At 69.5% G+C, this 12,376-nt stretch carries 12 protein-coding genes; 7 read left to right on the top strand and 5 right to left on the bottom strand.

The window, feature by feature from the left end; translation table 11 throughout:
• Positions 1–31 precede the first annotated feature (31 nt).
• Positions 32–664 carry an iron dependent repressor, metal binding and dimerization domain protein gene (locus HD600_RS04880; RefSeq protein ID WP_184281919.1) on the bottom strand — a complete coding sequence of 211 codons (633 nt, stop codon included), beginning with the start codon at positions 662–664 and terminating at the stop codon, positions 32–34.
• A 36-nt stretch (positions 665–700) separates the two neighbouring features.
• Here HD600_RS04880 and HD600_RS04875 point away from each other — a divergent pair, with 36 nt between their 5' ends.
• Complete coding sequence (locus tag HD600_RS04875; RefSeq protein ID WP_144793395.1) at positions 701–1,315, top strand: TrmH family RNA methyltransferase; 615 nt, start codon at positions 701–703, stop codon at positions 1,313–1,315.
• On the opposite strand, the gene HD600_RS04870 is transcribed toward HD600_RS04875, so the two are convergent.
• Together HD600_RS04870 and HD600_RS04865 are read right to left on the bottom strand one after the other, a co-directional pair.
• A complete protein-coding gene (locus tag HD600_RS04870; RefSeq protein ID WP_184281917.1) occupies positions 1,284–2,219 on the bottom strand; it encodes a hypothetical protein in 936 nt (311 codons plus the stop codon). The genes HD600_RS04875 and HD600_RS04870 overlap by 32 nt on opposite strands.
• A gap of 47 nt (positions 2,220–2,266) precedes the next feature.
• A complete protein-coding gene (locus HD600_RS04865) occupies positions 2,267–3,592 on the bottom strand; it encodes an MATE family efflux transporter (protein ID WP_184281915.1) in 1,326 nt (441 codons plus the stop codon).
• Positions 3,593–3,670: 78 nt separating this feature from the next.
• On the opposite strand from HD600_RS04865, the gene HD600_RS04860 reads away from it, so the two are divergent.
• The 3 genes from HD600_RS04860 to HD600_RS04850 all read left to right on the top strand — a co-directional run bounded on the left by HD600_RS04860 (position 3,671) and on the right by HD600_RS04850 (position 7,319).
• Positions 3,671–4,222: a DnaJ family domain-containing protein gene (locus HD600_RS04860; protein ID WP_184281913.1), complete on the top strand. Its 552-nt coding sequence runs from the start codon at positions 3,671–3,673 to the stop codon at positions 4,220–4,222.
• 111 nt (positions 4,223–4,333) lie between these two features.
• The gene (locus tag HD600_RS04855) at positions 4,334–6,298 is read left to right on the top strand and encodes a M13 family metallopeptidase (protein WP_184281911.1); all 1,965 of its coding nucleotides are present in this window, start codon (positions 4,334–4,336) and stop codon (positions 6,296–6,298) included.
• Between the two features lie 112 nt (positions 6,299–6,410).
• On the top strand, positions 6,411–7,319 hold the full coding sequence (locus HD600_RS04850; RefSeq protein ID WP_422120150.1) for a serine hydrolase: 909 nt from the start codon (positions 6,411–6,413) through the stop codon (positions 7,317–7,319).
• Between the two features lie 9 nt (positions 7,320–7,328).
• Here the strand turns inward: HD600_RS04850 and HD600_RS04845 are convergent, their stop codons facing one another.
• The gene (locus HD600_RS04845) at positions 7,329–7,808 is read right to left on the bottom strand and encodes a MarR family winged helix-turn-helix transcriptional regulator (protein ID WP_184281909.1); all 480 of its coding nucleotides are present in this window, start codon (positions 7,806–7,808) and stop codon (positions 7,329–7,331) included.
• 211 nt (positions 7,809–8,019) lie between these two features.
• Here HD600_RS04845 and HD600_RS04840 point away from each other — a divergent pair, with 211 nt between their 5' ends.
• Positions 8,020–8,409 (top strand): hypothetical protein, encoded by a 390-nt coding sequence (locus HD600_RS04840; RefSeq protein WP_184281907.1) that lies wholly within the window; start codon positions 8,020–8,022, stop codon positions 8,407–8,409.
• A gap of 232 nt (positions 8,410–8,641) precedes the next feature.
• On the opposite strand, the gene HD600_RS04835 is transcribed toward HD600_RS04840, so the two are convergent.
• Entirely contained in the window at positions 8,642–10,084 is a 1,443-nt protein-coding gene (locus tag HD600_RS04835) for an MFS transporter (protein WP_184281905.1), read from the bottom strand.
• Between the two features lie 56 nt (positions 10,085–10,140).
• Between HD600_RS04835 and HD600_RS04830 the strand changes: the two genes are divergently transcribed.
• Positions 10,141–10,830, top strand: a complete 690-nt coding sequence (locus HD600_RS04830) for a GNAT family N-acetyltransferase (protein WP_144793372.1) — start codon at positions 10,141–10,143, stop codon at positions 10,828–10,830.
• Positions 10,831–10,978: 148 nt separating this feature from the next.
• The gene (locus HD600_RS04825; protein WP_144793369.1) at positions 10,979–12,364 is read left to right on the top strand and encodes a glycine--tRNA ligase; all 1,386 of its coding nucleotides are present in this window, start codon (positions 10,979–10,981) and stop codon (positions 12,362–12,364) included.
• The last annotated feature ends 12 nt before the right edge of the window (positions 12,365–12,376 follow it).

Genomic DNA, 12,376 nt, shown 5'->3' with positions numbered 1-12,376 from the left:
CAGCGGAGCTTCATGGGCGAGGCGGTGCAGGTCAGGCGGTGACCCAGACGACCTCGGCCGCATCGGGCGGGAGATCGCAGGCCTCGCCGTTGAGCAGGTGCCCGTCCTCGGTCACCGTGAGCGCGCGGCCCACTCGGAGCCCCGCAGCCTCGAGGGCCCGGAGAAGGGCGGGGTCGCGGTCGCTCACCCGCAGCACGCGACCGGTGTGACCGCTGGGCGCGTCAGCGAGCAGCACGAAGGGCTCGCGGGTGACCTCACCGGTGGCATCCGGGATCGCGTCGCCGTGCGGGTCGAAACGCGGGTGTCCGAGCCGGGCGTCGATGCCGGCGAGCAGGCGGTCGCTGATGGTGTGCTCGAGGACCTCCGCCTCGTCGTGCACCTCGTCCCACGCATAGTCGAACTCCTGCACCAGCCAGGTCTCGATGAGGCGATGGCGGCGGACCATCTGCAGGGCGCGGGCCTGCCCTTCCGGTGTGAGGCGCACGGCACCGTACGGAACGTGGGAGACGAGTCCCGAGGCGGCGAGCTTCTTGACCATCTCCGTCACGCTCGACGGGGCGATGCCGAGTTTGGCGGCCAACTGGGACGGCGTGATCGGCGCATCCTGCCACTCGGTGTGCGCGTACACCGTCTTCAGGTAGTCGTCTGCCGCCGGGGATGCCACGGACCCACCCTACGCCGACGCGACTACGCTGACGGAGTGACCGACACCCCTGAGCGCAGCACCCACGGCCTCGGACCCTGGGAAGGCGATTGGCCGGAGGGTGAACAGTACGACCCCGAACTGCTCGCGAACGGCGACACCCGCAACGTCATCGACCGGTATCGGTATTGGCGGATGGAGGCGATCGTCGCCGACCTCGACACCCGACGGCATCCGTTCCACGTCGCGATCGAGAACTGGCAGCACGACATGAACATCGGCTCGATCGTGCGCAGCGCCAATGCATTCCTCGCCGACACCGTGCACATCATCGGCCGCCGGCGGTGGAACAAGCGGGGTGCCATGGTCACCGACCGCTATCAGCACGTGGTGCACCACGAGGATGTCGCATCGTTCGCCGCGTGGGCGGCAGGGGAGGGCATCCCGATCATCGCGGTCGACAACGTCGACGGCGCGGTGCCGGTCGACCGAGCGGATCTGCCGGAGCGCTGCGTGCTGCTGTTCGGCCAGGAAGGGCCGGGCCTCACCGACGAGGCCATCGCCGCGGCATCCGGCCACATCGAGATCACCCAGTACGGCTCCACTCGGTCCATCAACGCCAGTGCCGCCGGCGCCGTGATCATGTACGAGTGGTGTCGCCGATACGCGTGACCGCGCGATCGCTGAAGCGGCCGGCGACACCGAGGCGCTCGCCGGTGGTCACGCGGAGGTCGTGGATGCGCACGCCCGTCCCGCTGCGGGCCAGCTCGGCGTTGAGATCCGTCTCGCTCCCGACGACGGCGCGGAGCCGCGAGCGCACGAACCTCAGCGCGAGTGCCACGAGCGGGTGACGGCTGCGGACGGTGAGCTCGCGCACCGTCACCACGGCATCCGGGGTGATCTCCACCACGGTGGCGAGTCGGGCCGACGCCACGATGAACTTCCACCGCACCCCGACCCGTGCCTGGATCCGGATGCCGTCGCCTTCGGTGTCGTCGTCTTCGGTGTTGTCGACCGAGAGGCTCACCCTGCCCGGGCGCAGACCCGCCTCCTGCAGTGCCGGTCGCAGGACGCCGGTGATCAGCGGCACGGCGTCCTTCGTCGGCAGGGAGACGTCGAAGGCGCCCCTCACTCCGGAGGGCGGGTCCTTCGGAGTGACAGCGTGGATGCTCTCCGGTACGGCGGGGTCGACGGGTTCGGCGAAGGTCGACCACTCGATCGGCACGTCGTGCGCCTCCACATGGAGGTCGACCGGAGTGCGCTCGATACGCAGCGGGTGCGCACTGATCCGGAACCTGCGCAGCACCCCCGACCGGGTCTGCACCGTGACCGGCTCTGCGGCGGCCGGAGGGGGCGGGGTCTCGTGGCCGGCGGCGGACGCGGCGTCGATGCGCACCTCCACGGGTGTGGCGTCCACCGTGAGGCTCTGCAGATCCGAGCCGGCGAGGTCGGCGTCGATGCGCATCCTCTCCAGTCCTGAGACCGTGATCCCGTCGCCGCCGGATGCCAGCGGTTCGAGCATGGCGCGCACCCAGCGCTCGACGGTCGCGGAGTCGTCGGGCCAGGGTCCAGTCATGCAGACATCATCACCCATCGCGGCGCCTGCCGCGAGGGCGGTCGCCCTCAGACGTCCTGACGGAGCCAGCCGCCCGTCCTGACCCGCCACCCGAGGGTGGCGAAGCGCGCGAGCATGTACACCCCGAAGAAGGCGACGGCCAGCCAGGTGACTCCGGCGCTGCCGCCGACACCGACCAGCGCGATGATCAGCAGGGCGGGCAGGAACGGCACGAGGTTCAGCCCGCCGGCGATGGCGAGGTACCGCACGTCGCCGGAACCCATGAGCACGCCGTCGAGGACGAACACGATTCCCGCGATCGGCTGCGCCACGGCGAGTACGACCAGCGCGGGCTGGATGAGCGCGGCGATCGCCGCATCACCGGTGAAGGCCAACCCGATGACGCCGGACAACGCTCCGATGATCGCGCCGACGAGCACGCCGAACCAGGCGCCCCAGGCGACGGTGCGCGCCAGTACGCGGCGGACGCCGGGGACGTCACCCGCCCCGAGGCCCTTGCCGATGAGTGCCTGCGCCGCGATCGCGAGCGCATCGAGGGCGAAGGCGGCGGCGGAGAAGATCGTGAAGACGACCTGCCAGCCCGCCAGCTCCTCCGTGCCGATCCCCGTGGCGACCCCGACGGTGACCAGCAGCGCGGCGCGCAGGCTCACGGTGCGCAGGAACAGCCAGCCACCCGACCTCGCCGACCCTCGGACGCCGTCGCGCTGGGGGCGCAGCGACGCCGCATGGCGACGGGCGAGCCGGCCGATGATGACGACATAGGCCGCGACCATCGCCCACTGGGCGGTCACCGTGCCGACGGCGGATCCGGCGATGCCCCACCCGAACCCGTAGATGAACAGCACGTTCAACAGGGCGTTCGCGCCGAAGCCGAGCCCGGCGATCCACAACGGGGTCACGGTGTCCTGCATCCCACGAAGCAGACCCGTCGCGGCGAAGACGATGAGCATGGCGGGCAGACCCCACATGCTGATGAGGAGGTACGTGTCGGCCTGCTCGGCGACGTCGGCGCTCGCTCCGAACAGCGACACGAGCCAGCCGGAGGACAGCGCACCGACGACGGAGAGGATCGCGCCGAGCCCCAGCGCGAGCCACATGCCGTCGATGCCGACCGAGACGGCATCCTTGTGCTCGCCCGCACCGAACCGCCTGGCCACCGCCGGGGTGGTCGAGTAGGCGAGGAACACCATCAGGCCGACGATGGTCTGCAGCACGGCGCTGGCGATGCCGAGACCTGCCAGCGGCACGGTGCCGAGGTGGCCGACGAGGGCAGCGTCCACGATGAGGAACGCCGGTTCGGCGATGAGAGCGCCAAGGGCCGGGACCGCCAGACGCAGGATCTCCCGATTGAGGGTGACGGGGCGGGCGGTCATCCCTCGAGCCTATGACCTGCCGGAGTCCGCCGGATGCCGCGGGCGTAGGCTGTCAGCACCGGCATCCGGAGGTGGACGATGAGTGATCCTCGCGACGCCGCGGCCCGCTACCGGGCGCGGCAGAACGGCGAGACGGATGCCGATGCCGAACAGCCTCCGTCGCAGCTCACCGCCGAGAACAAGCATCAGTTCGTCGAGACCGCGATCCAGATCGCGATGCGCCGCGGCGACTTCGACGACCTGCCTGGAGCGGGCAAGCCTCTCGAGGGGCTCGGCACCCACCACGATCCCGACTGGTGGATCCGCCGGAAGATCGAGACCGAGAGCCTCACAGGGCTCGGGCCGCCGGCGATCCTGCTGCGTACCGAGGACCGGGAGCTGAACGACACCCTCGATGCGCTGCACAGGGAGAGCGACGTGCGCGAGGCGCTCGAGGACTTCAACAGCCGTGTGATCTCCGCGCGACGCCAGTTGCTGGGTGGACCGCCGGTCGTCACGAAGACGCGCGACGTCGACGCCGAGATCGCGGCGTGGCACGAGCGCCGCGAACAACGCGCGGCGGCCGCGAGGGCGGATGCTGCGGCGGAGTCGGCCGCGCGCCCACGCCGCGGTCTCTTCCGTCGCCACTGAGATGCGGTTACGGCCGGCGGGTATGGATCTCGCCGGTTCTCGGACGCCATGACCGACGAAATCCATCCGGCGTCCCCGCCCCGGCGGGTAGTGCGGTCGTAGGGTGGATGCATGACTGATGTTCTTCCTGCCGGTCTCGCGACCGAAGAGTTCAGCTCCGACATCCGCCCACAGGACGACCTGTACCGCCACGTCAACGGCGAGTGGCTCGACCGGACCGAGATCCCGGGCGACAAGGCGCGCTGGGGTTCCTTCCACATGCTCGCTGAGCAGGCCGAGAAGGATGTGCGCACCATCATCGAAGAGGCGCAGGATGCCGCGGACGGCACCCTCGAGCGCAAGATCGGTGATCTGTTCACGAGCTTCATGGACACCGAGCGGATCGACGCGGCCGGCACCGAGCCGCTGCGCGAGACCCTCGCCGAGATCGACGCGATCGACAGCATCCCCGCGCTGCTGGCCACCGCCGGTGCCTACGAGCGCGATGGCCGTGCCCACATGATCGGACTGTACGTCGACGGCGACCCGGGGAACCCGGAGCGCTACGTGCCGATCCTCGTCCAGTCCGGCCTGTCGCTGCCCGACGAGAGCTACTACCGCCAGGAGAGCTTCGAGGGGACGCGCGCCGCGTACCGCACCCACCTCGAGCGCCTGCTCGCGCTGGCCGGGGTGGCCGATGCCGCCCATGACGCGGAGCGGTCGTTCGCCCTCGAGACCGAGATCGCATCGCACCACTGGGACAACGTCGCCAGCCGCGACGCCGTGAAGACCTACAACCTCCTGGCATGGGACGACTTCCAGAAGCTCGTCGGCGTCGACCTCGCGCCGTGGCGCGACGCGGTAGGACCCACCAACCCCGAGGCGTTCTCCGAGCTCGTCGTCAGCCAGCCCAGTGCCTTCGAAGGCCTCGGCGGACTGCTCGTCGAGGACCGGCTCGGCGATTGGAAGGCCTGGCTGCGTGCCCAGGTCGTACACGCCGCCGCTCCGTTCCTCACCGACGACATCGTGCAGGAGAACTTCTCGTTCTACGGCACCGAGATCTCCGGCGTCCCGACCATCCGCGAGCGCTGGAAGCGCGGAGTGTCGGTGACCGAAGGCGCCCTCGGCGAAGCGATCGGCAAGGTCTACGTCGAACGGCACTATCCGCCGACGGCGAAGGCGGCCATGGACGAACTCGTCGCGAACCTCATCGAGGCGTACCGGCAGAGCATCACGACGCTGGAGTGGATGAGCCCGGAGACCCGGGAGCGCGCGCTGGCGAAGCTCGACGCGTTCACTCCAAAGATCGGGCACCCGGAGCAGTGGCGCGACTACTCGACGCTGGAGATCGATCCGGCCGACATCTTCGGGAACGTCCGGCGGGCGAACATCTTCGAGCACGACCGCAACATCGACAAGGTCGGCAAGCCGATCGACCGCAACGAGTGGCACATGCCGCCGCAGATGGTCAACGCGTACTACAACCCGTCGATGAACGAGATCGTGTTCCCCGCGGCGATCCTGCAGTACCCGTTCTTCGACGCCGGTCGCGACGCCGCAGCCAACTACGGCGGGATCGGCGCGGTCATCGGCCATGAGATCGGTCACGGCTTCGACGATCAGGGCAGCCGCTACGACGGCTCCGGCAAGCTCGACGACTGGTGGACCGACGCCGACCGCGCCGCGTTCGAGGAGCGCACCAAGGCACTCATCGCGCAGTACGACGCCCTCGTGCCCGAGGGGCTCGCACCGGAGAACCACGTCAACGGGGCGCTCACGATCGGCGAGAACATCGGCGACCTCGGCGGTCTCGGCATCGCGCTGAAGGCGTACGAGCTGTCGCTCGGCGGGGCCGAGGCGCCGGTCATCGACGGCCTGACGGGAGTTCAGCGACTGCTGCTGAGCTGGGCGCAGGTGTGGCAGCAGAAGAGCCGCGACGCCGAGACGATCCGGCTCCTCACGATCGACCCGCACTCGCCCAACGAGTTCCGCTGCAACCAGATCGTTCGCAACATCGACGCGTTCTACGAGGCGTTCGGCGTGACAGAGGACGACGCACTGCACCTGCCCAGCGACGAGCGTGTGACGATCTGGTGACCGTCCTGCGCACGCTCTGACCACCGCTCAGGCGGCGGGGTTACGATGGCCACTGCCGTCGTGGCCACGCCGCCGGCGGCTTCCCCCGGACGTCTTCTTGGGAAGGACACGCGTGGGCACCTCCCCCGAGCCTGCGATGCTGCGACGGTCTCAGCGCAGCTCCCGCCGTCTGCCGCGCCGTGCCGCCGTCGGGCGGCGGTCGTTCACCGCGACGGTGCACGCGCTCGAAGATCTGGCGGATGCCGGGGCCCAGGTCTCGGTGCATGTGACCGACCTCGACACGGGTGCACAGGTGATCGCCGGTGACGACCACGTGACCTTGCCGATCGCAGGGCTCGGAGTCGTCCCCCTGCTGATCGAGGTCGCCGCGCGGTTCGAGGCGGGGACGCTCGACCCCCTCGAGATCGTCGAGCGGACGAGCACGGCGCCGGTCATCGGCTCCGGGTTGTGGCGGAACCTGCAGGCCCCGGCGCTGCCTCTGATCGATCTCGCGGTGCTCGCTGCGACGGCCGGCGATCCGCTGGCGGTCAACATCCTGCTGGAGCAGGTGGGGCATCACCGCGTGCGCGACCGGATCGAGTCGCTCGGTCTGAGACGCACGGCGGTGCTGGACAGGTTCCGCGACGTCAGAGGACCGGATGACGCCCCTCATGTCGCCGTCGGAACCGCGAAAGAGCTCGCTGCGCTCTTCTCCGCGCTCGTGAACTCCGCGGCGGTGGACGCGGCGGTCAGTGCTCAGGTCGCGGAGTGGTTGAGCCTCAACCACGATCTGAGTCTTGTGGCGGCATCCACGGGTCTCGACCCGTTCGCGCACGAGCACGACGCGCACGGGCTGCTCTTCATCAACAAGACGGGGCGCGACCGCGGAGTCCGCGCAGAGGCCGGCGTGCTCGCCGGGCCGCGAGCCGGGGTCTCCTACGCGATGATCGTGGGCTTCGACGACCTCTCGATCGCCCACCGCCTGCGCGCGCACGACGCGTTCCGCGTCCTCGGCGTCGAGCTCATGGAGTACACCCACTAGCGGGTGCACTCACGCTCGGAAGGGGCCGAACCGGCGCTGCGGATCCAGCGCCTGCACGACGGGCTCCAGCGCGTCCGCGAGCGCGACGAGCTCCTCGGGGCCGAGCTGGTCGAGGACGAGCCGGTGCACGGTCTCGAAGTGCCCCGGTGTGGCGAGCACGAGAGTCCGGCGTCCCTGCGTGGTGAGTGTGAGCAGGACGCTGCGCCTGTCGTCGTCACTGCCGCTGCGTTCGACGAGATCCCGCTGCTGGAGACGCCGGACCACCTTCGACGCCCGGGGGAGCGTCGCGTTCGTCGCGGCGGCGAGGTCGCTCAGGCGCATGGGCCCTCCGCGCTGGAGCGAGCTGAGCACCATGAACTCGTAGTGCGTGAGCGAGGCATCGCGCTGCAACTGGGTGTCGAGCGCCGCCGGCAGCAGCTCCGCCGTGCTGATGAGCGCGAGCCAGGCGCGGGACTGCTCTGGGGTCATGCGGGGGAGCGGTGCGGCCATCCGCCCATTCTGCCGTCCGTCGCCCCTGCGTCCGCACGGATGCAGGGAGCGCGCACGGCACATTCCGTCTCCCACCGCACGGATGCAGGGAGCGCGCACGCTTGCAGGGCGAGTACGGCTGATCGGTCCTGCATCCGTGCTTCGGTCCTGCATCCGTGCGGTGGGGGCTGAGGAGGGGAGGAGGTGGGCGCCGACGGGCTACCCTCGTCGGATGGATGACTGGACGCCTCATCGCCGCGATGACGGCGAACTGCTCGGCTGGATCCGCCCGGTCGGCGACGCATGGACAGCCGTGGACGTTCTCGGTCGCGAGGTGTCGGATGCTGTCGACTGGCTCGTCGCCGAGGACGCCCTCGAGACGCACGGACTCGCCTGGCTCGCCGATCCGTGGATGCTGGAGGGCGAAGCATCCACGCCGCTCCACGTCCGTTTCGTCGAGGTGACGCCGTCCTCGCCGGAGCGAGCCGGACGCATCGTCGTCAAGGCAGAGGACTTCGGCGACATGCGATCTCCTGCCGCGCAGCGCTTCGAGCTGCCGTGGCCCGCGCCGAAGCGACTCCGTCCCGCCATGCCCGGCGACCCGGACGGCCGCACGCTCTGACGTCCGATCGGCCGAATCCTGACGATCTGAGCCCGCCTGGGACGCATCCCACCCGCACACTCCGCATCCCACCCGCACGGATGCAGGGAGCGCGCACGCTTGCAGGGCGAAAACGGCTGATCCGTCCTGCATCCGTGCTTCGGTCCTGCATCCGTGCGGTGGTCATCCGGGGCATCCGGTCATCCGTCCGGGGGCATCCGTCGGGTGGTCAGAGGTCCGGGTGACCAGCCGGTCAGTCCGGGAGGGACGGATGCTTCTCGAGCGCGCGGCTCTTCGGGATGAGCAGCGACAGCACCAGGGCGATGATCCCGGCGACGATCGCCAGCCAGAAGCACACGTCGAAGGCCTCGCGCGTGGGGATCGCGACACCGTCGACCTCGACGCTCATCGCGGCGAGCACGCCGCCGAGGACGGCGGACGCGCTGGACGTGCCGACCGAGCGGAACAGCGCGTTCAGGCCGTTCGACGCCCCCGTCTCGTTCGCGGGAACAGAGCGCATGATGATCATCGGCATTGCGGCGAACGTGAAGCCGATGCCGACGCCGATGATGGCGTTGGCGATGAAGATGTGGAACCACTCGCTCGACCAGACGAGTACGAAGACGTAGGCGAGCACGATCGCGCCGGCGCCCACGGTGAACAGCGGTCGCGGACCGACCGTCCGCTCCAGCCACCCGGACAGCGGGGACAGCACCATCATCACGAGGCCGGCGGGCATGATGATGAACGAGGCCGTGAGCATGTCGAGACCGAACCCTGAGCCGGTCTCGACGGGCAGTTCGAGCATCTGCGGGAAGGTGACGTTGGAGGAGAACAGCGCGAAGCCCATGCCGATGGCGGCGATGTTCGTCAGCAGCACGGCCGGGCGTGCGGCGACGCGCAGGTCCAGCAGCGGCTCCTTCGTGCGCAGCTGGTACCAGCCCCACAGCAGCAGGACGAGCACGCCGCCGATCACCAGGCTCAGCCCCAGCGGTGACGTCCACCCCCACTGTGCACCGCGTGAGACGTACAGCAGCAGACCGGTGAGGGCGACGGCGAGGCCGAGGGCACCGAGGACGTCGAGGCGTCCGGGGGAGAGCAGCACGTCCTGCGGGACGAACGCGAGCACGAGGACGACGCCGGCGACGCCGAGCCCGGCCGCGAGCCAGAACAGCGAGTGCCAGTCGGCGTTCAATGCCAGGTACGCCGCGAGCGGCATCCCGATGGCACCACCGACGCCCATCGTCGCGCTCATGAGGGCGACGGCCGTTCCGAGCCTGCGCGGCGGGAGGATGTCGCGCATGACGGCGATGCCGAGCGGGATGACGCCGGTGACGGCGCCCTGCAGGGCGCGGCCGACGATCACTCCGATGATCGAGCCGGACAGCGCGGCGATGACCGAGCCGACGATGAGCATCGACATGAGGGTGACGATGACGCGGCGCTTGCCGTACATGTCGCCGAGGCGGCCCGAGATCGGCGTCGCGATCGCTGCGACGAGGAGGGTGATCGTGACGACCCACGTGGTGTCCTCGCGGGAGGCGTTCAGAAGGGTCGGCAGCTCCGCCTGGAGCGGCACGACGAGCGTGAACATGAAGGATGCCGCGAGGCCGGTGAAGGCGAGGACGGCCACCGTGATCCCGCGATTGGGAGTCCGGGAGAGCCGTCTTCTCGCTCTCTCGTCGTCGCCTGCCACCGATCAAGGCTATCGGTGGATTCCGCAGATGGGGCTGGGAGGGGCAGACTGGGTCCGTGCGAACCATCCGTGATCTCGACACCGTTGAACTCATCATCGACGCCCAGAGCCTGCTGGATTCCATCCGCGGGCCGGAGCGCGTCATCGACGCGGGGACGCTGCGCGCGCTCCAGCAGTCGGGAAACTACGTCGTCGGGCTCTTCGACGACGAGAGCGGCGAGGAGCGGATGGTGGGGGCATCCATCGCGTTCTTCGGCGTGCCGGCGCGACGCCGCATGCATTCGCACATCACGGCCCTGTTGCCGGAGTACCGCGGACGCGGATGGGGGCGCGAGCTGAAGGAGCACCAGCGCCAGTGGGCGTTCTCGCGCGAGGTCGGCGGCATCACGTGGACGTTCGACCCGCTCGTCGCCCGCAACGCGCACTTCTTCCTCACCGTGCTCGGCGCCCGCGTCACCGGATACTCGGTGAACAACTACGGGATCTTCGGCGGCGGGGACGCCGGCGACGAGAGTGATCGCCTCGACGTGGAGTGGGCCCTCGCCGACATCGCCAAGCCGCCGGCGGCGGACGCCGTGGTCGCGACGCTCGAGATCCCCTCGGACGTCGAGTCGATGCGCCTCTCCGATCCGGATGCCGCGCACGAGTGGCGCATGCGCCTGCGCGGCGAGATGGAGGAGCTGCTCGCACGCGGGCTGCGCGTCGCGGGCTTCGACGTCGAGCGCGGGTACCTGTTCACCGAGTGAGGCCACGCCTGTCCGCACCGCTGAGTCGGCCGCGGCATCCTCATGCCACCCGCGCAGAGCACGGATGCATCACAGGGGCGCGCCGATAGGATTGACGTGCCCGTGTTCTCGGGCGCATTCCCCGTCGCATCCGACCATTGGAGCCACCGTGGCCGAACAGTCCCGTCTTGACAAGGTCATCAGCCTCGCCCGCCACCGCGGGTTCGTGTTCCAAGCGGGTGAGATCTACGGCGGTTCGCGCTCCGCATGGGACTACGGCCCCCTCGGCACCGAGCTGAAGGAGAACATCCGTCGGCAGTGGTGGCAGACCTTCGTCCGCGGCCGTGGCGACATGGTCGGTCTCGACTCCAGCGTCATCCTCCCCAAGCGCGTGTGGGAGGCCTCCGGGCACGTCGCGACCTTCTCCGACCCCCTCGTCGAGTGCCTGCAGTGCCACAAGCGCCACCGTGAGGACCACCTCATCGAGGCCTTCGAGGCGAAGAAGGGCCGCAAGCCCGAGAACGGCATGGCCGACATCGCCTGCCCCGACTGCGGCACCCGCGGCAAGTGGACCGAACCGAAGTCGTTCTCCGGGCTGATCAAGACGTACCTCGGCGTCGTGGATGACGAGTCCGCGCTCTACTACCTGCGCCCCGAGACCGCGCAGGGCATCTTCGTGAACTTCTCGAACGTGCTCACCGCGAGCCGCAAGAAGCCCCCGTTCGGCATCGGACAGGTCGGAAAGGCGTTCCGCAACGAGATCACGCCGGGGAACTTCATCTTCCGCACGCGCGAGTTCGAGCAGATGGAGATCGAGTACTTCGTCCCGCCGGCCGAGGCGCAGGAATGGTTCGACCACTGGGTCGAGACGTGCTGGAACTGGTTCACCGACCTCGGCATCGACCCGGAGAACATGCGGCAGTTCGACGTCCCCGAGGACGAGCGGGCGCACTACTCCGCCGGCACCATCGACTTCGAGTACCGGTTCGGGTTCCAGGGTTCGGAGTGGGGCGAGCTCATGGGCGTCGCCAACCGCACCGACTTCGACCTCTCCAACCACTCCGAGGCGTCCGGCCAGAGCCTGACGTACTTCGATCAGGCGTCGGGTGAGCGCTACACGCCGTACGTCATCGAGCCCTCGTTCGGTCTGACCCGGTCGATGATGGCCTTCCTCGTCGACGCGTACGTCGAAGAGGAAGTCCCCAACGCCAAGGGCGGCACCGACACGCGCACGGTCCTCAAGCTCGATCCGCGCCTGGCGCCGGTCAAGGTCGCCGTGCTCCCGCTGTCGCGTAACGAGCGCCTCTCGCCGCTGGCGCGCGAGGTCGCCGACGCGCTGCGCGGCCGGTGGACGATCGACTTCGACGACGCCGGCGCCATCGGACGCCGCTACCGTCGTCAGGACGAGATCGGCACGCCGTTCTGCGTCACGGTCGATTTCGACTCCCTCGACGACAACGCCGTCACGGTGCGCGACCGCGACACGATGAGCCAGGAGCGCATCGCGATCGAGAACCTGCACGCCTACCTCGCGGACCGCCTCAAGGGCGCCTGAGCACGAGACGCG

The organism is Microbacterium ginsengiterrae (genome assembly GCF_014205075.1).
Classification (GTDB): domain Bacteria; phylum Actinomycetota; class Actinomycetes; order Actinomycetales; family Microbacteriaceae; genus Microbacterium; species Microbacterium ginsengiterrae.
Note: the sequence above shows the minus strand (reverse complement) of the source record. Positions and strands in the feature narration are given on the sequence as shown.

Bases quoted from the DNA above. Each gene is read 5' to 3' on its own strand.
- HD600_RS04870 (WP_184281917.1), bottom strand. From the start codon at position 2,219: ATGACTGGACCCTGGCCCGACGACTCCGCGACCGTCGAGCGCTGGGTG.
- HD600_RS04855 (WP_184281911.1), top strand. From the start codon at position 4,334: ATGACTGATGTTCTTCCTGCCGGTCTCGCGACCGAAGAGTTCAGCTCC.
- HD600_RS04840 (WP_184281907.1), top strand. From the start codon at position 8,020: ATGGATGACTGGACGCCTCATCGCCGCGATGACGGCGAACTGCTCGGC.
- HD600_RS04865 (WP_184281915.1), bottom strand. From the start codon at position 3,592: ATGACCGCCCGCCCCGTCACCCTCAATCGGGAGATCCTGCGTCTGGCG.
- HD600_RS04845 (WP_184281909.1), bottom strand. From the start codon at position 7,808: ATGGCCGCACCGCTCCCCCGCATGACCCCAGAGCAGTCCCGCGCCTGG.
- HD600_RS04860 (WP_184281913.1), top strand. From the start codon at position 3,671: ATGAGTGATCCTCGCGACGCCGCGGCCCGCTACCGGGCGCGGCAGAAC.